The sequence below is a fragment of the Alloalcanivorax profundimaris genome, from assembly GCF_015265435.1.
In the GTDB taxonomy this organism is placed as follows: Bacteria; Pseudomonadota; Gammaproteobacteria; order Pseudomonadales; family Alcanivoracaceae; genus Alloalcanivorax; species Alloalcanivorax profundimaris.
Genome location: NZ_JABJWH010000010.1, coordinates 108,635 through 130,598, shown reverse-complemented (window position 1 = coordinate 130,598; position 21,964 = coordinate 108,635). Strand labels below are relative to the sequence as shown.

Sequence of the window (21,964 nt, the reverse complement as noted above, 5' to 3'; positions counted from 1 at the left end):
TCCCTATCGCGGCTGAAGCCGCTCCTACGGCATTGCGTTCCCGGTAGGAGCGGCTTTAGCCGCGATCCGGGCTTTCAGCGTGCAGCTTGCCGCCCCGCTTTTTGCTAAGCTTTGCACCCCGGCGCCCAGACGCCCGACCGACGAATCACCGACTGTTTCCCGAGGGGACCCGAACATGCTTGATATCCGCGCGCTGCGCCAGGACGGCGAAGCCATCGCCGAGGCGCTCAAGAAGCGAGGCTATGAACTGGACCTGGAAGCGTTCCGCGCGCTCGACGCCCGGCGCAAGGACGCCGACGTGCGCTCCCAGGACCTGCAGGCCCAGCGCAAGAAGGCCTCCAAGGAGGTCGGCGAGCTGATCAAATCCGGCATGGACGTGGAAGCGGCCAAGGCCAAGGTGGCGGAGACCCTCAAGGAGATCGACGACCAGCTGGATGGTGAGGTGGAGCGCGCCAAGGCGATCCAGGAGGAGATCCGCGACTTCCTGATGGGCGTGCCCAACGCGCCGGTGGCGGAAGTGCCCGCCGGCAACGACGAGGACGACAACGTGGAGGTGCGCCGCTGGGGCACCCCGCGCGCTTTTGACTTCGAACCCAAGGACCACGTGGACGTGGGCGAGCACCTGGCCGCCGGCGCCCTGGATTTCGAGCGCGCCAGCAAGCTCTCCGGCGCCCGCTTCGCGGTGATGACCGGCCAGCTGGCACGCCTGCACCGGGGCCTGATCGACTTCATGCTCGACACCCACACCGGCGAGCACGGCTATCAGGAAGTCTACGTACCGTATCTGGTGGGGCCGGAGGCGCTGCGCGGCACCGGCCAGCTGCCCAAGTTCGAGGAAGACCTGTTCAAGATGCAGGGCGACCGGGAGCTCTATCTGATTCCCACCGCCGAGGTGCCGGTCACCAACCTGGCCGCCGAGGAAATCCTCGAGGCGGACAGCCTGCCGCGTCGCTACACCTGCCACACGCCGTGCTTCCGTTCCGAAGCCGGCAGCCACGGCAAGGACACCCGCGGCATGATCCGCCAGCACCAGTTCGAGAAGGTGGAGCTGGTGCAGCTGGTGCGCCCGGAGGAGTCCGAGGCCACCCTGGAGGCGCTCACCGGCCACGCCGAGGCGATCCTCCAGAAACTGGACCTGCCGTACCGGGTGGTGACCCTGTGCGGCGGTGATCTGGGCTTCTCCGCCGCCAAGACCTACGACATCGAGGTGTGGCTGCCGAGCCAGGAACGCTACCGGGAAATTTCCTCCTGCTCCAACTTCCGCGACTATCAGGCGCGGCGCATGCAGGCGCGCTGGCGCAACCCGGACACCGGCAAGCCGGAACTGGTACACACCTTGAATGGGTCCGGCCTGGCCGTGGGACGCGCCCTGGTGGCGATCCTGGAGAACTACCAGAACGAGGACGGTTCGGTGACCGTGCCCGAGGCGCTGCGGCCCTACATGCGCGGCCTGGAACGCCTGGCTTGAGCAGGGCGTCGCCGCGCCGGCGAGCGAAGGGAGAACAGCCATGGACTTTCTGCCCCTGGGGCTGAAGCTGGTCGGCGCCACCGTGCTGGTGGCCGGCGGCGGCGACAGCGCCCTGCGCAAGGCGCGCCTTCTGCACCGTGCCGGTGCGCGGGTGCGCCTGGTGGCACCGGGCTGGCGCGAGGATTTGCGCACCCTGGTGGAGCAGGGCGGCGGTGAGTGCCGGGCGCGACCGGTGGAAGCCGCCGACCTGGACGGCGTGCGTCTGGCGGTGGCCGCCACCGACGACGGCGCCGCCAACGAAGCCCTGGCACGGCTCGCCGACCAGCGCGGCCTGCCGGTGAACGTGGTGGACCGCCCGGACCTGAGCAGCTTCGTGTTCCCGGCTCTGATCGACCGCGACCCGCTGTTCGTGGCGATCAGTTCCTCCGGCGTGTCACCGGTGCTGGTGCGGCGCCTGCGTGCCCGCCTGGAAGCCTGGCTGCCGGCCCGCTGGGGGCGCCTGGCACGGCTTCTGGGCCGTTTCCGCGCGCCGCTGGCGCAACGGTTGCCGGCGCGGCGGGACCGGGAGGCGTTCTGGGAGGCGCAATTGAACGGCCCCCTGGAAGAGCGGGTGCTGTCCGGCCACGAATCCGAGGCCGAGGCGGGCCTGCGCCAGGCCATCGATCAGGCCGCCGCAGGTCCCGAGGACGCTGCCGGTGAGGTCTATCTGGTGGGCGCCGGCCCCGGCGACCCGGACCTGCTGACCTTCCGCGCCCTGCACCTGCTCAACAAGGCGGACGTGGTGCTCTACGACCGGCTGGTGGCGCCGGAGGTGGTGGCCCTGGCCCGGGCCGACGCCGAGAAGGTCTATGTGGGCAAGGCCCGGGACCGGCACACGCTGCCCCAGGACAACATCAACGACCTGCTGGTGCACTATGCCCGCCAGGGGAAAAAGGTGTGCCGTTTGAAGGGCGGTGATCCCTTTATCTTCGGGCGCGGCGGCGAGGAGCTGGAAAAGGTGGTGGCCGCCGGCATCGACTTCCAGGTGGTGCCCGGCATTACCGCCGCCAGCGGCTGCGCCGCCTACGCCGGCATCCCGCTGACCCACCGCGACCACGCCCAGTCGGTGCGGTTCGTCACCGGCCACCGCAAGGACGGCAGCGTGGACCTGGACTGGGCCGGGCTCATGGCCCCCAGCGAGACTCTGGTGTTCTACATGGGGCTGGTGGGCCTGCGGCAGATCTGCGCGCGGCTGATCGAACATGGCCGTGACCCGGCCACGCCCATCGCGCTGGTGTCCCGGGGCACCACGGATCTGCAGGCGGTGATCACCGGTACCCTGGCGGATCTGCCGGATACCATCGAAGGCCGTGAAATCCACGCCCCGACCCTGATCATCGTGGGCAGCGTGGTGAGCCTGCATCCGCGCTATCGCTGGTTCCACTAAAACCGAACGCCGCCCGGCCGCTCCTACGGCAAACCCGGGCGTTTTAGAGCGCCTGGCGGTCGCGGGCTTCCCAGAGGGCCTCGGCGGCCTTCAGCCCCTGCTCCAGCGTCTCCACCTTCTCAAGCCCCCACAGCACCGTGGCCACGGTGCCACGAATCGCCGCTACGCCGTACTCGTCCCCGGCTTCGCCCCGCCAGACCGCGCGCACGTGCGCCGGGGACACCTCCCCGGGGGGCGCCTGGCGGGGCAGCGCGGCGTCCAGCACCGCCTCGGCGGGCTCGCCATGGCGCAGGCCGGTGAGGGCGGTGCGGGCGTCCGGGCGGATCTCCGGTTCGCCACCCTCGCCCTTGAACAGCAGCAGATCCCGGTCGCCGCACAATTGCGACGCGCCCAGATGCAGCCGCAGATAGGCCGGGTGGAACACGCTCTGCATACTGAGCGGCGCCCCCGCCGGATTCAGGCTGCGCGCCAGGGTATTGATCGGCGAGCGCAGGCCCAGTTCGAAACGCATCATCAGCAGCGGCCCCAGGGGCGCGCAGAAGTGTTTCAGATCCAGGAAGGTGAAGCCGTCGTCGCGGAGCTGGTCACCGGCCTCGTTCACGGAGCCGGGCAGGGCGACGCCCAGTTCCGCCAGCATGTCGTCGCTGTAGCGCCGCTGGGGCGTATGGGCGGGCCCGCCGTGCATCAGGATGCGCAGCCCGTGGCCGGCCAGCAGCCGGGCCGCCGCCAGATACCAGGGGTGGTGTTTCTTCTTGCCCGCGTAGCTGGGCCAGTCCACGTCCACCGCCGGCAGTTCCGCCAGATGCTCGGCGCACAGCGGGCGGCAGGCGTCCAGAAAACCGGCCAGCTCTTCCGGGGTTTCCTCCTTGACGCGCAACAGCATCAGGAAGGCGCCGGTCTGCGCCGGGCTGGCCTCGCCGCGCAGGATCATGCCCATGGCCTCGGCGGCCTCCTCGCGGGTCAGGGAGCGGCGGGCCCGTTTGCCCCGGCCCAGGGTGCGTACGAAGGGAGCGAAGGAATGTTCGGTCATGGTCTCAAGGGTACCAGCTCGTCACCGGTCCGTGTTCCGCCATCAGGTCCACGAACCGGGCATGATCGATGGTCTCCAGCGCGGCGGGCCGCGCCGCCGGCGCGCCGCCCTCGAGCAGATAGCCCGGGCCGCGCAACGGGAAGTCCGCCGCCACCAGGGCGCCGCCGTCGGCGAACACACAGACATCGCCGTCGCGGTACAGCGCCAGGCACTGGCGGGCCAGGGGGGAATCGGAATCCTCGAAGGCGATCAGATGCAGCATGACGGCTCCGTCAGGAAAGCACGATGATCTGCGCGCTTTGCTCGCGCAGGGCGTTCAGGGCGTCGTCGTCCAGCCACTGGATGGCCGCCGGCGCACCCGCCGGCCGGTGCGCCCGGTCCGCCACGCAGCCGACCCCGAAACCGGTCAGCTCGTCCAGCAGGGCGCCACCGTCGTGCCGGCGGGCCAGGGCCGCCACCGCCTCCGGCCCCAGCCACACCTGGGTGGGCACGGCGAAGGCGGCGCCGGTGAGCGCCATCTCCACGGCCTCCCGCCAGCGGCCGTTCCGGCCGGCGGCGCCGTGCACGATGTAGAGAACGGAATCAGCCAAAATGCACCACCCGTTCGCCCTGGCCCAGGGCGTCCACCCAGTCGCCCAGGCCCGCTAGCGCGAAGCCGTCGGCCAGGTTGTCGCTGATCAGGCCGCGCTTCTGGGCGGCGCCCACGCACACCGTGGCCGGCGGCCGTTCGGCGGCCACCCAGTCCTGCCAGGCACGGGCGGCCTCGCCGGCGCTGCCCGCGTCATGCAAAAAGCGGTTGGCCAGCAGCACGCCGTCGCCGTAGAAGAACAAACGGTACAGGGAGTGGGAGGAAGCCTGGATCGCGCGGGCGGTGCGCAGGGCGGAGAAGGCGCCGGGCCCGAGGGGCCCGGCGGTCACCAGAAGGCTGAACTCAGTCATTCCCGCTGAGCGCGGTAAGAATGTTCAGCAGGGACAGGAAGAGGTTGTAGATGGACACGAACAGGGTGACCGTGGCCATGATGTAGTTGGTTTCGCCGCCGTGCACGATGGCGCTGGTCTGCCACAGGATCAGCAGGGACGACAGCAGCACGAAGGCGGCGGACACGGCCAGGGACAGCGCCGGGATGTTGAAGAACACCGCCGCCAGACCGGCCAGGAACGCCACGATCAGACCCACCATCAGGAAATTGGTGAGGAAGCTGAAATCCTTGCGGGTCACCAGGGCGATGGCGGACATGACCACGAAGATGGTGGCGGTGCCGCCCAGGGCCAGGGATACGATCTCCATGCCGCCATTGATCTGCGCGTACATGTTGATCAGCGGCCCGGTGGTGAAGCCCAGCCAACTGGTCAGACCGAATACGGCGAGAATGCCCCAGCCGCTGTTGCGCAGCATGTTGGTGGCGATCAGCAGCACGAAGTAGACGCCGATGGTCACGAACGGGTTGATGTAACCGATCCCCGCGGACATGGCGAACATGGCCGCGCCGGTGGCGGCGATCAGGGACAGACCGAGCAGCATGTAGGTGTTCTTCAACACCTGGGCGGCGCGCTCGCCGGTAACCTGAGTGCCTCCGGCGCGGGCCGGTGAAGCGTAGGGATTCGGGTGATTGCTCATAATCGGACTCATTGCTTAAGGGTCTCCCCCGGATAATAGGGACGCCCGCGCCAAAATCAAGATTTTCCCGTTGAATCACGCAGTTAGGACAGGTTTCTTGACGTGCGGGCGTTGACTGTCGAAACGTCTCAGGTATGATTGGCGCCGATCGGAGAGGTGGCAGAGTGGTTGAATGCAGCGGTCTTGAAAACCGCCGAGGATTCGCGTCCTCCGTGGGTTCGAATCCCACCCTCTCCGCCACATCGAAAAGGCGCCCTCGCGGCGCCTTTTTTGTTTGCGTCGGAGGACAGCGACGAGATGGCGGAAGGTACAAAAGGCGAAGGTGACAAGGCCGGCGTGACCCGCAAGCGGCGCGGGCCCGGGCGGCCCAAGGACGATCAGGCGGTACGCGAGGTGATCCTGGACCAGGCGGAGCTGACCTTCGCCGAGCACGGGTTCGCCGGCACCAAGGTGCGCGATATCGCCCGGGCGGCGGACGTGAACCAGAACATGATCCGCTATTACTTCGGCACCAAGGATGAGCTGTTCGACGCGGTGTACCGGCGCCACGGCGGGGTGATCTCCCGCGCCCGCCACGAATTGCTCGACGCCTTGCTGGCCGACGATGGCCGTCCCACCGTGCCGCAACTGATCCACGCCTACCTCAAGCCCCAGTGGGACATGAAATACAGCGGCCCCGGCGGCGCCGCCTTCGTGCGCCTGCAGGCACGCCTGCACGCGGAACCGGCGGAGTACGCTCTGCGTCTGCGCCGGGAGGTGTACGACGACTCCCTGCGCCGCTACATCCAGGCTCTGTGCGAGGCGCTGCCCGGCATTCCCCGGCAGGTCATCAGCGTGCGCATGGCGTTCCTGGTGGGCACCTATCTGTTCATGCTCAATGACCTGGGGCGCCTCAACGACCTCACCGACGGCCAGATCGGCGAACCCGGCCGCGACGAAATGCTCCGCCAGCTGGTGCTCTTTCTCACCTCCGGGCTCACCGCCCCCCTGGAATAACCCCGTCGCGCCCGGTATCCCCGCCTCTCGATACCCCGTGGGAGCGGCGCCGAGGGTGGCGGAGTGCCGGGCTTGTAATTATACAGAATTATAATTTATGCTCGGACTCAACGGTCACGCCTACCCAATGCGACGAACGCGGGAGAGAAATCATGGATGCCATCAGCTTTACCGAAATCTGTTTGCACCAGCTCAAGATGTCCGGTGTGCACGAGGGCGAAAAACTGGTCGTCCTCACCCAGGGCAACGAGCGCCTTGATTACGCCGACGCCTTCATGGCCGCCGGCCAGAAACTGGGCGCGCGCATGTACCACATGCGCCTGCCGGCACCGTCCCCCATGGGCGGCTGGAACGTGGGCCAGACCGGCCTGGCGGCGCTGCCCGAGGCGGTGGAAGCGCTCAAGGAAGCGGACATGCTGATCGACTGCGTGTTCCTGCTGTTCTCGCCGGAGCAAATGGCGATCCAGGCCGCCGGCACCCGCGTGCTCACCGCCGTGGAACCGCCGGAGCTGCTGGCGCGCATGCTGCCCACCAAGGAACTGCGCGAGAAGGTGGAAATCGCCGGCGAGCTGCTCGCCAAGGCCAAGGTGATGCGCATCACCTCGCCCCACGGCACCGATGTCACCTATAAGCTCAATACCTACCCCACGGTGATGGAATACGCCTGCACCGACGAGCCCGGCCGCTGGGACCACTGGCCGTCCGGCTTCGTGTTCACCGGCGGTGACGACGACGGCGTCGACGGCCAGATCGTGGTGGCGCCTGGCGACGTGCTGCTGCCGCAGAACATGTACGTGCGCGACCCGATCACCTACACCATCGAAAAAGGCTGGATCACCGACATCCGCGGCGGTCTCGACGCCGACCTGGTGAAGTCCTACATGGACAGCTTCAACGACGAGCGCGGCAAGGGCATGAGCCACGTGGGCTGGGGCATGAACCCGGACGCCAAATGGCACCGCATGACCCCGGGCGAATTCCCCGGCGGCATGGGCATGGAGCCGCGCAGCTTCTACGGCAACGTGATGTTCTCCACCGGCCCCAACAACGAGCTCGGTGGCAGCAACGACACCGCCTGCCATCTGGACATCCCGATGCGCGACTGCTCCCTGTTCCTGGACGACGAGCCGGTGGTCATCGACGGCGACATCGTGGTCAAGGAAATCCAGATGGATCGCAAATAAGCGCGTTTTCCGCCGACGCTTTTCTTCAACGGCCTCCTCGGGGGCCGTTTTTTTATGGGCGCTGCAAGTAGTGTTAACAGGCCCTAGAGCAGGCGCGCGGCGAAGGCCTCCAGGGCGGCGAGGCCCTGGATGTCGTCGGCGAGCAGGGGCAGATGATGGCGGGGCAGGGCGCCGAGACGGGTCTCGATGTCCGCCAGGTGGCGTTGCTCCCGTTCCCGGCGGGCGCGGAAGAAGGCGCCTTCCGCCTCGTCGGGCAGCACCCGGTTGACGATGGCGCCGGCCACCGGGATGCCGGCGTCCGCCAGGCTGGCCACCGCCCGTTCGGTTTCCAGGATCGGCAGCTTCTCCGGGGTGAGCACGAACAGGAAGGCGCTGTGGGTGGCGTCCTGGAGGCGGCGCCGGGCGCGGTGGAAGCGTCGCTGGCGTTCCAGCAGAGGCGCCGCCAGGCCGCGGGCGCGATCGTCCAGGTCGGCCAGTTCGCGCTGTTCCGGTTCGTCGGTGAGGCTGTCCACGTCGCGGCCCGGGGTGAGGTGGCTGAGCACCTTGCCCAGCTCCTCGCTGCGCCGGTTCTGGCGCAACAGGCCCTCGGTCCAGGCGGCCATCACCTCGGGCAGGCTGAGCAGCCGCAGGGTGTGGCCGGTGGGGGCGGTGTCGAACACCATCAGGTCGTAGCGGTCGTCCTGGTCCATCAGGGTGGTGATCCGTTCCAGCAGGGCCGCTTCCTGGGCACCGGGGGATTGCCGGCTGAGGCGCAGCTGGCGTTCCAGCTCCGGGCGCTGATCCGGGGCCGCGAAGCGGGCCATGCGGGCGCGCACCGTGTCCAGGTGAGCGTCCACCTCGTGGTCCGGGTCGATCTCCAGGCCGAACAGGTTGGGCGCCAGGGCGGTTTCCCGGTCGCCGATCTCCCGGTCGAAGGCGTCCGAGAGGCTGTGGGCCGGGTCGGTGGAAACCAGCAGCACGCGCCGGCCCCGTTCGGCGGCGGCCAGGGCCAGGGCGGCGGCCGTGGTGGTCTTGCCGACGCCGCCCTTGCCGCCAACCATGAGCAGCCGGCGCTGGTCGAGCAGGGTGGTTGTATCCAGGGCGCTCATCAGCAGCAGCGGAACTGGTCCAGGGGCGAGTGGGGCAGGCCCATGCGCCGGTGCCAGTCGTGGAAGCGGTCCAGCAGCAGCGGCTGCAGCTCCAGGGTGTACCAGCCCGCCGGGTTGGGAATGCCCAGGGTCTCGGCGAACACCAGCAGCATGAACAGGTCTTCCTCGTCGCGTTGGGCGCGGGCGATGGCGGCCCGGTAGGGGGCGTTGTAGTACTCCGCCCCCAGGTGGCTGGCGTGCCGGTACCAGCGTTTCAGCCGGCCCAGGATGCGCGCCCCCTTCAAGAGCGCGCCTCCTCCTCGTGCAGCCGTTTGTGGCGGCGCAGGGCCGCGGCGCATTCCAGGGTGACCAGGATCGCCGCCACCAGCACCACCAGATCCAGGCCCAGCAGGAACCAGTTCTGCTCGGTGTAGAAGCCCTTGAGCTGGATCAGCAGCGCCGCCAGGGTCATCAGCAGCAGGAACACCAGGGGCACCAGCGTATAGAAGGTGGGGCGGCCGCGCCGCACCAGCATGACCGTGACCACCAGCAGGGTGAGGCCGGCCAGCAGCTGGTTGGTGGTGCCGAACAGCGGCCAGATCAGCAGACCGCCGGAGCCGTCCGCGCCGCCGGCGCCGAACGCCAGCACCAGGCAGCTGATCACCGCCAGCAGGGTGGCGGGGAACGGCTTGCGCATCCACGCCTGGTTATAGATCTCGCCCCACTCCTGGAAGATGTAGCGCTGCAGGCGCAGGCCGGTGTCCATGGTGGTGCCGGCGAACAGGGCGGCCATTACCGTGAGCAGGGTGGCGGCCACCTCGGCGTCCAGGCCGGTGCCGCCGCTAAGGATGGCGGCGCCGCCATCCACGAAGGCGGTCAGGCTGCCCTGGCCGAACGCGGAGTAGACCGCCTGCCAGTCCGCCAGGGAAGCGAAGCCGGCGGTGGCGGCGATGATCGCGGCCAGCGCCAGGGCGCCTTCGCCCACGGCGCCGAAGTAGCCCACGAAGCGGGCATCGGTTTCCTTGTTGAGCTGCTTGGAGGTGGTGCCGGAGGCCACCAGGCCGTGGAAGCCGGAAATGGCGCCGCAGGCGATGGTCACGAACAGCAGCGGAATCATGGACGGCGTGCCCGCCGGCGCGCCGAAGTTGATCATCGGCGCCACCACGGTGGGATTGCCGATCAGCACCGCCGCGTACAGCAGGATCAGGCCAACGAACAGTTGCAGGCCGTTGATGTAGTCACGGGGCTGCAGCAGCATCCACACCGGCAGCAGGGAGGCGATCGCCGCGTAGCCGAACAGAATCAGGATCCAGATCGCGTTGGCGGACAGACCGCCCACGGTATCCGGCAGCGCCACCGGCACCTGGGGCCCGAGGAAAATCAGCCCGTAGAGGCAGGCCACGCCAAGTACCGACACCATGCCCAGGCCGATGACGCGGCGGCGGATCAGCTGGCCGATCACCAGGGCCACGGCGATGGCGCCCCACACCGGCACCACGGCGCCGGGGTTGTTGATCAGCAGCTTGGCGATCACCACGCCGAAGACCGCGTTGACCATCAGCAGCACCAGGAAGATGACGATCATGAAAACGCTGCGGGCGCGGCCGCCGACCACCTCGCCGGTGAGTGAGCCCACCGATTTGGCCCGGTTGCGCACGCTGGCCCAGATGGCGCCGGCGTCGTGCACGCCGGCGAAGAAGATGGTGCCCAGCACCACCCACAGAAACGCCGGCAGCCAGCCCCAGATCACGGCGATGGCCGGGCCCACGATGGGCGCGGCGCCGGCCACGGAGGTGAAATGGTGGCCCCAGAGCACGAAACGGTTGGTGGGCACGAAGTCCACGCCGTCCTCGAATTCGTGGGCCGGCGTGCGGAAATCCGGGTCGAGTTTGTAGACCTTGGCGGCGATGAAACGGGAATAGAAGAAATAGCCCGCGGCCATGCCGCCCAGGCCGAGAACCAGAAGCAGGATTGCGCTCATCGGTTTGTCCTTTTAATGGGTTCGGCCACTCTGGGCGCTAGGGCCTGATCACACTACTTGCATCACGCCTGTTGCGGCTAAAAATCCACCAATCAAGGCGCGAGGAGAGAGGTTTGGTGGCTCCAAATGAACGACGAGCAACGCGGAGTGGTGGATTTTTAGCCGCAACCCGAAGGGCTGGAGCCATTTTGGCCCCCAGCGTCGTTGTCGGTCGCTTATTTGGAATAACCAAACGGCGCTCCCTCCGCCTAGTTGGAGGTCAAAATGGCATCCAGCAGACGTAATGCAAGTAGTGTGAACAGGCCCTAGGATGGCCCCGGCGCCGGGGAGCGTCAATCGAATCGCCCGCATGGGGCCCGTCAATACGACCAAGGTCGAGGCTCGGCCGGGGGCCTAGGCATAAGAGCGCCGCCGCGCTAGTCTTGGAACGTTATGGACAGCCACTGTCAGGGACGCCAAGTGGGGGAGTAAAACAATGATCAAGGTATTGGTGGTCGACGACCACGACCTGGTGAGAACGGGGATCGCCCGCATGCTCGACGACCAGGAAGGGATTCGGGTGGTGGGGCAGGCCGATTCCGGCGAGGAGGCCGTGCGCCTGGCCCGGGAACTGAGCCCGGACGTGGTGCTCATGGACATCAAGATGCCCGGTATCGGCGGGCTCGAGGCCACCCGCCGCATGCTGCGCCAGGACGACGCCCTGCGCGTGATCGCGGTGACCGTGTGCGAGGACGAGCCGTTCCCGTCCCGGCTGATGCAGGCCGGCGCCGCCGGTTACATGAGCAAGGGCGCCGACCTGGAGGAGATGCTGCGCGCCATCAAGGTGGTCAACGCCGGGCAACGCTACATCAGTCCGGAAATCGCCCAGACCATGGCGCTGCGGCCCTACGTGCCCACCCACCACGCGCCCCTGGACATGCTCTCCGAGCGCGAGCTGCAGATCATGATGCTGATCGTGAACTGTCATAAGGTGCAGGACGTGGCCGATCAGCTGTGCCTGTCGCCGAAGACCGTCAACACCTACCGTTACCGCATTTTCGACAAGTTGGGCATCAGCAGCGACGTGGAAATGGCCCTGGTGGCGGTGCGCCACGGCATGGTGGACGCCAACGAGCTCAATCCGGCCTGACACCGGGCAACCCCTTGACAGTTCCCGGCGCGGCGCCATCATGCGATACCCGCATTCCCACCCGCGACGGAGCCGTCCTTGCCCGAGTTCGACGCCAAGCAGTTTCTGGCCCATTGCGCCCGCAAGCCGGGCGTGTACCGCATGATGGGCGCCGGCGGCGAGGTGCTGTACGTGGGCAAGGCCCGCGATCTGCGCGCCCGCCTGGGCAGCTACTTCCAAAAGAACCTGGTGGGCGCCAAGACCCGCGCCCTGGTGTCGCGCATCGCCGGGGTGGAAACCACGGTCACCGGCAGCGAGGCGGAGGCGCTGCTGCTGGAGCAGTCGCTGATCAAGGAGCTGCGGCCGCCCTACAACATTCTGCTGCGCGACGATAAATCCTACCCCTACATCAAGATCACCACCTCGGACGCCTACCCGCGCATTACCTTTCACCGTGGCAAGCGCCGGCCCGGCAGCCGCTACTTCGGTCCCTATCCCAGCGCCGGCAGCGTGCGTGACACCCTGGCGCTGGTGGAGAAGGTGTTCCGGGTGCGCAACTGCCGGGACAGCTTCTTTCGCAACCGGGCGCGCCCCTGCCTGCAGTACCAGATCCGCCGCTGCACCGCGCCCTGCGTGGATTACGTGAGCCGGGAGGCCTACGCCGAACAGGTGCGCATGGCCATGGACTTCCTCTCCGGGCGCAGCCGGGCGGTCACCGACCAGCTCACCGCCGAGATGGAGCAGGCCGCCGCCGACCTGGATTTCGAGCGCGCCGCCGAACTGCGCGACCAGCTCGCCGCCATCCAGTCCGTGCAGCAAAAGCAGAACGTGGAGACCGACCGGGGCGGCAACGTGGACGCGGTGGCGGTGGCGGCGCGCCACGGCCTGGCGGTGGTGGAGGTGCTGATGGTGCGCCAGGGCAGGGTGCTCGGCCACCGCAGCTTCCGCCCGGACACCCGGGGCGAGGAGGACCTGACCGAGATCCTGGAAGCGTTCCTGGCCCAGTACTACCTGGGCGAACGGGACGATCAGTCGATCCCCCACGAGGTGGTGCTGCCGGAGGCGCTGCCCGGCCAGGACGCCCTGCAGGAAGCCCTGGAAACCCGGCTCGGCCGGCGCATCCGCCTGGCCCACCGGGTGCGCGGCCAACGCCAGGCCTGGCTGAACATGGCGCGCACCAACGCCGAGCAGTCCCTGGTCGGTGACCTGGCCGCCCGGGAACACCTGGAAGAGCGCTTCCACGCCCTGGAAACCCTGCTGGAAGCGGACGCCTCCATCCGCCGCATCGAATGCTTCGACATCAGCCACACCCGGGGCGAGCGGGCGGTGGCGTCCTGCGTGGTGTTCGATCAGCAGGGCGCCCGCAAGGGGGACTACCGGCGCTTCAACGTCAACCCGGAACACGGCGGCGACGACTACGAGGCCCTGGAAGAAGCGGTGCGCCGCCGCTACCAGCGGGTGGTGAAGGAAGAGGGCAAGCTGCCGGACCTGCTGCTGATCGACGGCGGCAAGGGTCAGATGCAGCGCTGCTTCCAGGTGATCCAGTCCCTGCAGCTGGACAACCGGGTGCTGGTCATGGGCATCGGCAAGGGGCCCAGCCGCCGCCCGGGCCTGGAGGTTCTGTATCTGCCGGACGGCCGCGAGCTGGTGCCCGGTGGCGCCAGCGCCGCCCTGCATCTGCTGCAGCAGGTCCGCGACGAGGCGCACCGTTTCGCCATTACCGGCCACCGCGCCCGGCGCGGCAAGGCGCGCCGCTCCGGCCTGGAGGACATCCCCGGGGTGGGGCCCAAGCGGCGCAAGGCACTGCTCAACCACTTCGGCGGGCTCAAACAGTTGCGCAACGCCTCAAGGGAGGAACTGGCCCGGGTGGAGGGTATCAATGCGCAAACCGCGGAAACCCTGTACAACTGGTTTCATGAGTAGCGTTCCGAAAGGCGTCCTTGAATGAGAGCCGCGCCGCTTTCCGATATACTTTCCTTTTTCGCCGACGGCAAAGACGGTATTCATGTCCAAGCACGCGCCCATTCTTAACCTGCCCAATATTCTCACCCTGATCCGTGTGGCGGCGATCCCGGTGCTGGTGGCGGTGTTTTACCTGCCCTTCGGCTGGAGCGACATGCTGGCCGCCGGGCTGTTCCTGGCCGCCGGCCTCACCGACTGGCTGGACGGCTACCTGGCCCGTAAGCTCGGCCAGACCAGCCCGTTCGGCGCTTTCCTCGATCCGGTGGCGGACAAGCTGATCGTGGCGGTGGCCCTGGTGGTGCTGGTGCAGGTGCACGCCACCATCTGGCTGTCGGTGCCGGCCATGGTGATCGTGTGCCGGGAAATCACCGTCTCCGCCCTGCGCGAATGGATGGCGGAGCTCGGCCAGCGCGCCCGGGTGGCGGTGAGTTCCGTGGGCAAGGTGAAGACCGTGGCGCAGATGGGCTCGATCACGGTGCTGCTGGCGCTCAAGCCGGAGCACGCCGCCGACGGCGACATTCTCATGACCCCGGGCCTGTGGATCGGCTACGCCGCGCTCTACCTGGCCATGGTGCTCACGCTCTGGTCCATGATGCGCTATCTGCGCGCCGCCGCGCCCCAGTTCCTGGCCGCCAGCAAGGGCGACTGAGCCTCGCCCGGACTGCGCAAAGTTTGGCCAAGATGTTGAAAGGACAGAAAAAACAGTCTTGACAGAGGGGGCCGCTCCGGTAGAATGCGGCTTCGCATCGGGGCGATGCCCACGATGAAGAAAAAAGCGGGAATAGCTCAGTTGGTAGAGCACAACCTTGCCAAGGTTGGGGTCGCGAGTTCGAATCTCGTTTCCCGCTCCAAATTATCAGAACCTCGGTTCACACGCCGGGGTTTTTTATTCCCAGGTTCACGGCGCGGTGGCAGAGTGGTTATGCAGCGGACTGCAACTCCGTATACGCCGGTTCGATTCCGACCCGCGCCTCCATTTCCGCTTCACCCCACCGCGTTACGCACGTAATCTCTCCGATCAGGCGGGTATGGTGAAACTGGTAGACACAAGAGACTTAAAATCTCTCGGCCGTATGGCCATGCCGGTTCGAGTCCGGCTACCCGCACCACCTTCCAGTATTTTCTCCGAGATGGTCCGTCCAATGCGAAGGAATTCGCAGTGACCGGCTTCACAGTCTTGGCGTGACCGCCTTCCAGGTCGGTGTTTCCCCTTTATAATCCGAGCGTTGCGTGCGCGGTACCGGCCGCTGCCGTCTTTGCCCCACCGGGACCTTCTGATACTTTAATCCGATCCCGGAGGGCCGGAACGATAATAAGAGCGCCTGGGGGCGCGATCATGGGGACACATCGATGAGCTGGCTGAACAATCTGTCCGTGCGGCTGAAAATCCTGTCCGTGGCGGCATTGGGGGTCTTCCTTTTCCTCGCCTATTTCCTCTACAGCTATTACATCGCGGAAACCAACATCCACCACCTGCAGCAGGTGGAGAACCACGATTTCCCGGTGCTGGAGCTGGTCAACGCCAACAACGTGGAGTTTCTGGCGATCAGCGGCGCCTACAACGACGCCGTGACCCGGGTGGATCCGAGCCTGCTGGACGAGGCCCGGGAGCGTTCCGACGTGTTCCTGGAGCGGCTCGGCGACATCGAGCGGCTGGACCCCAAGCTGGGCGAGTCGGTGGACGATCTGCGCGCCGCTTTCATCCGCTACATCAACACCGCCAACGGCGTCGCCCAAGCGCTCATCGACGACCCCATGTCGATGATCAACAGCTACGAGGAATTCAACGAGATGCGGCGTCTGGAAGACGCCTACGAAGAAGCCCACGGGGAATTCGAGCAGGAGCGCTACCAGAAATTCCGGGAAACCCTGAACGCCAGCCGCGAGGACAACAAAAGCACCCAGCTGATCGGCCTGGCCCTGGGCAGCGTGGCCTTCACGCTGCTCGGATTGATCGCGCTGCGCGTCACCCGCGCCATCACGCGCCCCCTGGAGGACGCGGTGAGCGCCGCGGACAGCATCGCCGACGGCAACTGGGACACCGAGATCGGCAGTGACAGCCGTGACGAGACCGGCCACCTGATCCGCGCCATCCGCAAGATGCGCGATTCCCTGAAAACGCGCACCGAGGCGGACCGCCGCCAGGAACGCATCAAGAATCAACTGGCGGAGCTCAACGCCCTGCTGCGCGGGGAGATGACCCTGGAGCAGCTGGGCCGCAACCTGCTCGGTTATCTGGTGCCCACCCTGGAGGCCCAGGTGGGCGCTTTCTACGCCTTCGACCAGGAGGCCGGCACCCTGCGCCTGAGCAGCGCCTACGCCATGCAGCGCCGCAAGCAACTGGCCAACGAGTTCGCTCTGGGGGAGTCCCTGGTGGGGCAGTGCGCCCTGGAGAAGAAGAGCATCGTCCTGGAAGAGGTGCCGGAGGATTACATGGTGGTGGGTTCCGGCACCGGCAAGGCGGTGCCGCGCAACGTGGTGGTGCTGCCGGTGATCCACGAGGATGAGCTCAAGGGCGTGCTGGAGATCGGCTCGTTCCAGCCGCTCAGCGACGCGGAGCTGCAGTTCCTGGAGCAGGGCGCGGCGGTGATCGCGGTGGCGCTGCACAGCGCCCAGAGTCGCCTGCGCCTGGCCGCCATGCTGGCGCGCACCCAGGAGCAGGCGAGTGCCCTGGAGCAGCAGAAGGAGGAGATGGCGCGGGTCAACCAGGACCTGGAAGAGCAGGCCATGGAGCTGTCCGCCTCGGAGTCCCGGCTGCAGCAGCAGCAGGAAGAGCTCAAGGCGATCAACGAGGAGCTGGAATCCCAGACCCAGGCCCTGCGCGCCTCCGAGGAATCCTTGCAGGCCCAGCAGGAGGAACTGCGGGTCACCAACGAGGAGCTGGAAGCCCAGGCCAAGCTGCTCGGCGAGCAGAAGTCGGAAATGGCCGACAAGAACAAGGAACTGGAGCTGCTGCACCAGGAACTGGAGGACAAGCTCAAGGAGCTGGAACTGTCCTCCAAGTACAAGTCCGAGTTCCTGTCCACCATGTCCCACGAGCTGCGCACGCCGCTCAATTCCATCCTGATCCTGTCCAACGCCCTGGGCCAGAACAAGAAGGGCAACCTGGACGAGAAGCAGGTGGAGCACGCCCAGGTGATCCATTCCGCCGGCTCCGATCTGCTGTCGCTGATCAACGACATCCTCGATATCTCCAAGATCGAGGAGGGCAAGATGGACGTGATGGTGGACCCCATCGCCCCCCGCGAGCTGGGCGACCATTTCCGCCGGCATTTCACCCACATCGCCGAGAACCGCGGCGTGGAGTTCCTAATCGACCTGGGCGAGGGCCTGCCGGAGCATTTCTACACCGACCGCCAGCGTCTGGAACAGATCATCAAGAACCTGCTCTCCAACGCCCTCAAGTTCACCGAGGACGGCTCCGTGACCCTGGGAATCCACCGTCCCGGCCCGGAGGAGCGGGTGCCCGGCCGCCTGGACCGCGCCCGCACCCTGAAATTCGCGGTCACCGACACCGGCGTGGGCATTCCCGAGGACAAGCAAAAACTCATTTTCGAGGCCTTCCAGCAGGCCGATGGCACCACCAGCCGCAAGTACGGCGGCACCGGCCTGGGCCTGACCATTTCCCGGGAGCTGGCGCGGCTGCTGGGCGGCGAGATCAGCCTGCACAGTGACGGCCCGGGCACCGGCGCCACCTTCATGCTCTACCTGCCGGAAGGCGAGGCGGAGGCCGGCGCGGCGGAGAGCGAGCCGCGCCTGGACGAGGACATGGACGTGGGCGCCAACGCCGAGGCCCACACCGCGCCGAACCTGCCGTTGGCCGAGCCGGACGAGGACTACGTGGTGCGCGAGAAGACCGTGCTGGTGGTGGAGGACGACAAGGAATTCGCCAATGTGCTGGTCGATCTGGCCGCGGATTACGGCCTGGAAAGCCACATCTGCACCGACGGCGAGAGCGGCGTGGAGTACGCCCGCCGCTACCGGCCCAGCGCCATCATCCTCGACATCGGCCTGCCCGGTATCGACGGCTGGGAAGTGATGGAAAAGCTCAAGGCCGACCCGCGTACCCAGGACATCCCGGTGCATTTCCTGTCCGGCAAGGACGAGCGCAAGAAGGCGCTGGAACTGGGCGCCATCGATTTTCTCACCAAGCCGGTGAATCAGGAGCAGATCCTCAGCGCCTTCGCCAAGATCGAAACCGCCATCGAGACCAATGTGCGGCGCCTGCTGGTGGTGGAGGACAGTGAAATCCAGCACGAGAGCATCCGCGAGCTGTTCGATCAGAAGGGCGTGCAGATCACCGCGGTGACCAGCGGCGCCGATGCCCTGGCGGCCCTCGGCGACACCGTCTACGACTGCATGATTCTCGATCTCACGCTGCCGGACATGAGCGGCTTCGAGTTGCTCGAGAAACTGCACGCCAACGACCAGTACGAGGCGGTGCCGGTGGTGATCTACACCGGCAAGGACCTGACCCGGGAAGAGGAAGCGCGGCTGCGCAAGTACGCCGACCGCATCATTCTCAAGACCGAGCGCTCCCACGAGCGGCTGCTCAACGAGGCGTCCCTGTTCCTGCACTGGCTGGAATCCACCTTGCCCTCGCACCGGCGCGGCAACCCGGAGATGATCGAGCACCGTGACGACATCTTCGAGGGCAAGCGCCTGCTGCTGGTGGACGATGACATGCGCAACATCTACGCGCTGTCCGCCCAGCTGGAGGAGCTGGGCTTCGACATCAGCCTCGCCAACAACGGTCGCGAGGCGCTGGAGGCCCTGGAACGGGATCCGGGTTTCGACATCGTGCTGATGGACATCATGATGCCGGAGATGGACGGTTACGAGGCCATGGGGCGGATTCGCCAGCAACCACGCTTCACCACGCTGCCGATCCTGGCGCTCACCGCCAAGGCGATGAAGGACGACCGCGCCAAGTGCCTGGACGCCGGCGCCAACGACTACTGCTCCAAACCCATCGACATGAGCAAGCTCACCTCGCTGATGCGGGTGTGGCTGCATAAATGAACGGAGAGCCGCCCGTGGAAACGGAACAGGCCATCAGCGACGACCAGGTGCACCTGGAGGACATCGAGATCCGCCTGCTGCTGGAGGCCATCTACCAGCTGTACGGCTACGATTTCCGCTCCTACAGCCAGGCCTCCATGCGCCGGCGCATCATGCACCGGCTCACCATGTCCGGCTTTTCCACGGTGCTGCAGATGACCGACCGGGTGCTGCGCGACCGCCAGTTCTTCGTCACCCTGCTCAACGACCTCACCGTCAATGTCACCGAGATGTACCGGGACCCGGAGTTCTACCGGGCGTTCCGCGAGGAAGTGGTGCCGGTGCTCAAGACCTTTCCGTTCATCAAGATCTGGCACGCCGGTTGCGCCACCGGCGAGGAAATCTATTCCATGGCCATCCTGCTCGAGGAGGAAGGTCTCTACGAGCGCGCCATGCTGTACGCCACCGACATCGACAAGAACGTGCTGGCGGCGGCCAAGAAGGGCATCTACCCGATCCACGCCTTCAAGCAGTACGCCGACAACTACCGGCGCGCGGGCGGGCGCCATTCGCTCAGCGATTACGCCACCGCCCGCTATGACAGCGTGATCATGGAGCAGCGCCTGAAACGCAATATCGTGTTCGCCGACCACGACCTGGCCACCGATCAGGTGTTCGGCGAAATGCATGTGATACTCTGCCGCAACGTTCTGATTTATTTCGACCGCTCCCTGCAACAACGGGTGTTCCGGCTGTTCGACGACAGCCTGGATCTGGGCGGCTACCTGTGTCTCGGCACCAAGGAGAGCCTGCGGTTCAGCGGCGACGAGGACGCCTTCGAGGTGGTCAACAAACCGATGCGGATTTTCCGCAAGCGACAACCGCGTCATAACGCCTGAATTCGAGAAAACGCATGATCGAGCAGAAACTGCTGTTGGTCGACGACCAACCCGCCAACCTGGTCTCCCTGGAAGCCATTCTGGAAGAGGAAGGGCGCACCCTGCTGAAAGCCGAGTCCGGCCAGGAGGCGTTGCGCATTCTGCTCAAGGAAGACATCTCCCTGGTCCTGCTGGATGTGCAGATGCCCGGCATGGACGGCTTCGAAGTGGCGGAGTTGATGCGCCAGCGCAAGGATACCCAGACCATCCCGATCATCTTCGTCACCGCCATCAGCAAGGAAAAGAAATACGTGTTCCGGGGCTACCAGGCCGGCGCCGTGGATTACCTGTTCAAGCCGCTGGATCCGCTGATCCTGAAAAGCAAGGTGAACTTCTTCCTGCAACTGGACCACCAGCGCCGCGAGCTGCAGGCCAAGCTCAAGGAGGCCCAGGCGCACCGGGCCGCCTACGAGGCGGAGAAACGTAACCGCGGCGGCGACCAGTAGGTCCGCGCCGCCGGCGCGGCGCCGAGCCATGAGGGAAGCGATCCAAGCGGTGGTCATGGGAGCGTCCTGGGGAGGACTGAATGCCTATTCGAGCATTCTTTCCAGCTTGCCGGAGCGCTTTCCCGCGGCCATCATGTTGGTCCAGCACCAGAACGCCAGCTCCGACAACCGCCTGGCCTGGCTGCTGCAGAAATATACCCGGCTGCCCGTGGTGGCGCCGGAAGATAAGGAAAGGATACGTCCGGGGCACGTCTATGTGGCGCCACCGGGGTATCACATGCTGGTCGACGCGGACCACACCATCGCGTTGACCATTTATCGGCCCGTGCATTTTTCCCGGCCGTCCATTGATGAACTGTTCTTCTCGGCGGGGCATGTCTACGGCAGGCAGGTTCTGGGCGTGATCCTCACCGGCGCCAACGAAGACGGCTCCGAGGGTCTGGACTACATCCGCCGTCGCGGCGGACCGACCCTGGCCCAGTCGCCGCAGAGCAGCGAAGCCCCGGCCATGCCGGAGGCGGCCATCGCCAAGGGGGCGGTGGAAACCATCCTGGACCTGGAGCGCATCGGGCCGTATCTCGCGGAAAGCTTGGTTGGGTCGCGCAATGAAAAAACAGAACATCCTGGTCGTCGATGATCACCGGGAGAACCTGGTCGCCATGGAGGCGCTGCTGGAGGGGGAGGGCCGCAATCTGGTCATGGCCCAGTCCGGCAACGAGGCCCTGGCGCTCGCCCTGAAGCACGATTTCGCCCTGGTGTTGCTCGACGTTCAGATGCCGGAAATGGACGGCTTCGAGGTGGCGCAGCTGATGCGCCGCAACCGCAAGACCCGCCACATCCCGATCATCTTCGTCACCGCCATCTCCAAGGAGCAGAGATACGTCTTCAAGGGCTACGAGACCGGGGCGGTGGATTATCTGTTCAAGCCCGTGGATGAACAGATCCTTGACGCCAAGGTCAATGTATTCCTGGAACTGGACCGGCAACGTCGGAAGCTCCAGCAGGCCGTGGTGCAGATGAAGCGGCTCAAGGACGAGAACGAGCGCCTGCTGCACGCGCTCGGCGAGGCGGTGGTGGGCGCGGACGCCGAGGGGCGGGTGAGCTTCTGCAACGAATCCGCGGCGGCGCTGCTCAACGTGGACCGGGAGGCGTTGCTCAACCGGCCGGTGACCGCGCTGCTGTTCGGCGGCGCCGATGGCGAGGCCCCGGACTGGCGGGACTGTCCGGTGCTGGCGCCGTGCGCCGAGGGCCACCACTGGGAGGACGATCTGGACCTGTATCCATACGGTCATGAAGAGCCGTTAGCGTTACGCGTCCACGCCAACCCGGTGGTCCGCGAGGGCGGCGTCTTCACCGGCGTGGTGTTCATGCTGCGCCGCCGGGACGAGGAGGGCGGTGACGGCGAGCGCCGGGAACGGCGCCGCTGGCCGCGCAAGCGGATGTTCCATGAACTGGTGGTGTTCGATCGCGGCACCGGTGGTAATGTGGGCAGGCTGATCAATCTCAGCGCCGGCGGCTTCAAGCTGCTGCTGCGCCGGGACATGGCCCCCGGCGAGCATCTTGAGCTGGGCATGGTGCTGCCCGACCAGATCGGCGGAATGAATACAATGAGCTTCAACGCCAGGGTGGTGTGGAGCGAGGCGCTGGACGAACCGGGCGAATACCACGCCGGCTTCCAGTTCCTGGATCTCTCCGACGGTAACGGCGAGATCGTTGAAATCCTGATGGAAAGGTATTGA

At 66.5% G+C, this 21,964-nt stretch carries 20 protein-coding genes and 4 tRNA genes; 16 read left to right on the top strand and 8 right to left on the bottom strand.

Annotated features, from left to right (window positions below):
* The first annotated feature begins 175 nt into the window (after positions 1–175).
* Both serS and cysG read left to right on the top strand, forming a co-directional pair.
* A complete protein-coding gene (gene serS, locus HMJ39_RS06840) occupies positions 176–1,468 on the top strand; it encodes a serine--tRNA ligase (RefSeq protein ID WP_194296725.1) in 1,293 nt (430 codons plus the stop codon).
* Between the two features lie 40 nt (positions 1,469–1,508).
* Positions 1,509–2,894: a siroheme synthase CysG gene (gene cysG / locus HMJ39_RS06835; RefSeq protein WP_161385749.1), complete on the top strand. Its 1,386-nt coding sequence runs from the start codon at positions 1,509–1,511 to the stop codon at positions 2,892–2,894.
* 43 nt (positions 2,895–2,937) lie between these two features.
* Here the strand turns inward: cysG and HMJ39_RS06830 are convergent, their stop codons facing one another.
* The 5 genes from HMJ39_RS06830 to HMJ39_RS06810 are packed head-to-tail and all read right to left on the bottom strand — an operon-like array spanning position 2,938 to position 5,542.
* On the bottom strand, positions 2,938–3,924 hold the full coding sequence (locus HMJ39_RS06830) for a glycosyl transferase family protein (RefSeq protein WP_194296724.1): 987 nt from the start codon (positions 3,922–3,924) through the stop codon (positions 2,938–2,940).
* Positions 3,925–3,928: 4 nt separating this feature from the next.
* Positions 3,929–4,186, bottom strand: a complete 258-nt coding sequence (locus HMJ39_RS06825) for a hypothetical protein (protein ID WP_194296723.1) — start codon at positions 4,184–4,186, stop codon at positions 3,929–3,931.
* 10 nt (positions 4,187–4,196) lie between these two features.
* Positions 4,197–4,514 (bottom strand): hypothetical protein, encoded by a 318-nt coding sequence (locus tag HMJ39_RS06820; protein ID WP_194296722.1) that lies wholly within the window; start codon positions 4,512–4,514, stop codon positions 4,197–4,199.
* Complete coding sequence (locus HMJ39_RS06815) at positions 4,507–4,863, bottom strand: DsrE/DsrF/TusD sulfur relay family protein (RefSeq protein WP_194296721.1); 357 nt, start codon at positions 4,861–4,863, stop codon at positions 4,507–4,509. The genes HMJ39_RS06820 and HMJ39_RS06815 overlap by 8 nt, the downstream gene beginning before the upstream one ends.
* Entirely contained in the window at positions 4,856–5,542 is a 687-nt protein-coding gene (locus tag HMJ39_RS06810; protein ID WP_228462198.1) for a Bax inhibitor-1/YccA family protein, read from the bottom strand. Before HMJ39_RS06810 ends, HMJ39_RS06815 begins: the two co-directional genes overlap by 8 nt.
* A 150-nt stretch (positions 5,543–5,692) precedes the next feature.
* Between HMJ39_RS06810 and HMJ39_RS06805 the strand changes: the two genes are divergently transcribed.
* The 3 genes from HMJ39_RS06805 (at position 5,693) to HMJ39_RS06795 (ending at position 7,722) form a co-directional block, all read left to right on the top strand.
* Positions 5,693–5,782 (top strand) — tRNA-Ser (locus tag HMJ39_RS06805).
* Between the two features lie 57 nt (positions 5,783–5,839).
* The gene (locus HMJ39_RS06800; protein ID WP_161386169.1) at positions 5,840–6,538 is read left to right on the top strand and encodes a TetR/AcrR family transcriptional regulator; all 699 of its coding nucleotides are present in this window, start codon (positions 5,840–5,842) and stop codon (positions 6,536–6,538) included.
* A gap of 152 nt (positions 6,539–6,690) precedes the next feature.
* A complete protein-coding gene (locus HMJ39_RS06795) occupies positions 6,691–7,722 on the top strand; it encodes a M29 family metallopeptidase (protein WP_194296720.1) in 1,032 nt (343 codons plus the stop codon).
* Positions 7,723–7,805: 83 nt separating this feature from the next.
* Here the strand turns inward: HMJ39_RS06795 and HMJ39_RS06790 are convergent, their stop codons facing one another.
* The 3 genes from HMJ39_RS06790 to HMJ39_RS06780 are packed head-to-tail and all read right to left on the bottom strand — an operon-like array spanning position 7,806 to position 10,770.
* Positions 7,806–8,810 carry an ArsA family ATPase gene (locus HMJ39_RS06790; RefSeq protein WP_194296719.1) on the bottom strand — a complete coding sequence of 335 codons (1,005 nt, stop codon included), beginning with the start codon at positions 8,808–8,810 and terminating at the stop codon, positions 7,806–7,808.
* Complete coding sequence (locus HMJ39_RS06785) at positions 8,810–9,094, bottom strand: cory-CC-star protein (protein ID WP_194296718.1); 285 nt, start codon at positions 9,092–9,094, stop codon at positions 8,810–8,812. Before HMJ39_RS06785 ends, HMJ39_RS06790 begins: the two co-directional genes overlap by 1 nt.
* The gene (locus tag HMJ39_RS06780) at positions 9,091–10,770 is read right to left on the bottom strand and encodes a carbon starvation CstA family protein (RefSeq protein WP_194296717.1); all 1,680 of its coding nucleotides are present in this window, start codon (positions 10,768–10,770) and stop codon (positions 9,091–9,093) included. The genes HMJ39_RS06785 and HMJ39_RS06780 overlap by 4 nt, the downstream gene beginning before the upstream one ends.
* Before the next feature lie 475 nt (positions 10,771–11,245).
* Between HMJ39_RS06780 and uvrY the strand changes: the two genes are divergently transcribed.
* The 11 genes from uvrY to HMJ39_RS06725 all read left to right on the top strand — a co-directional run bounded on the left by uvrY (position 11,246) and on the right by HMJ39_RS06725 (position 21,964).
* A complete protein-coding gene (gene uvrY / locus HMJ39_RS06775; protein WP_161386173.1) occupies positions 11,246–11,899 on the top strand; it encodes a UvrY/SirA/GacA family response regulator transcription factor in 654 nt (217 codons plus the stop codon).
* Positions 11,900–11,977: 78 nt separating this feature from the next.
* A complete protein-coding gene (uvrC, locus tag HMJ39_RS06770) occupies positions 11,978–13,801 on the top strand; it encodes an excinuclease ABC subunit UvrC (protein WP_161386174.1) in 1,824 nt (607 codons plus the stop codon).
* 82 nt (positions 13,802–13,883) lie between these two features.
* Positions 13,884–14,489, top strand: a complete 606-nt coding sequence (gene pgsA, locus HMJ39_RS06765; protein ID WP_161386175.1) for a CDP-diacylglycerol--glycerol-3-phosphate 3-phosphatidyltransferase — start codon at positions 13,884–13,886, stop codon at positions 14,487–14,489.
* Positions 14,490–14,615: 126 nt separating this feature from the next.
* A tRNA-Gly gene (locus tag HMJ39_RS06760) sits at positions 14,616–14,691 on the top strand.
* Positions 14,692–14,742: 51 nt separating this feature from the next.
* A tRNA-Cys gene (locus tag HMJ39_RS06755) sits at positions 14,743–14,816 on the top strand.
* 46 nt (positions 14,817–14,862) lie between these two features.
* A tRNA-Leu gene (locus HMJ39_RS06750) sits at positions 14,863–14,949 on the top strand.
* 241 nt (positions 14,950–15,190) lie between these two features.
* A complete protein-coding gene (locus HMJ39_RS06745; protein ID WP_194296716.1) occupies positions 15,191–18,862 on the top strand; it encodes a response regulator in 3,672 nt (1,223 codons plus the stop codon).
* A 14-nt stretch (positions 18,863–18,876) separates the two neighbouring features.
* Positions 18,877–19,740, top strand: a complete 864-nt coding sequence (locus HMJ39_RS06740; protein ID WP_161386177.1) for a CheR family methyltransferase — start codon at positions 18,877–18,879, stop codon at positions 19,738–19,740.
* A 14-nt stretch (positions 19,741–19,754) separates the two neighbouring features.
* On the top strand, positions 19,755–20,225 hold the full coding sequence (locus tag HMJ39_RS06735; protein ID WP_161386178.1) for a response regulator: 471 nt from the start codon (positions 19,755–19,757) through the stop codon (positions 20,223–20,225).
* A 28-nt stretch (positions 20,226–20,253) separates the two neighbouring features.
* Complete coding sequence (locus tag HMJ39_RS06730) at positions 20,254–20,862, top strand: chemotaxis protein CheB (protein ID WP_228462197.1); 609 nt, start codon at positions 20,254–20,256, stop codon at positions 20,860–20,862.
* Positions 20,831–21,964 carry a response regulator gene (locus HMJ39_RS06725; protein WP_161385165.1) on the top strand — a complete coding sequence of 378 codons (1,134 nt, stop codon included), beginning with the start codon at positions 20,831–20,833 and terminating at the stop codon, positions 21,962–21,964. The genes HMJ39_RS06730 and HMJ39_RS06725 overlap by 32 nt, the downstream gene beginning before the upstream one ends.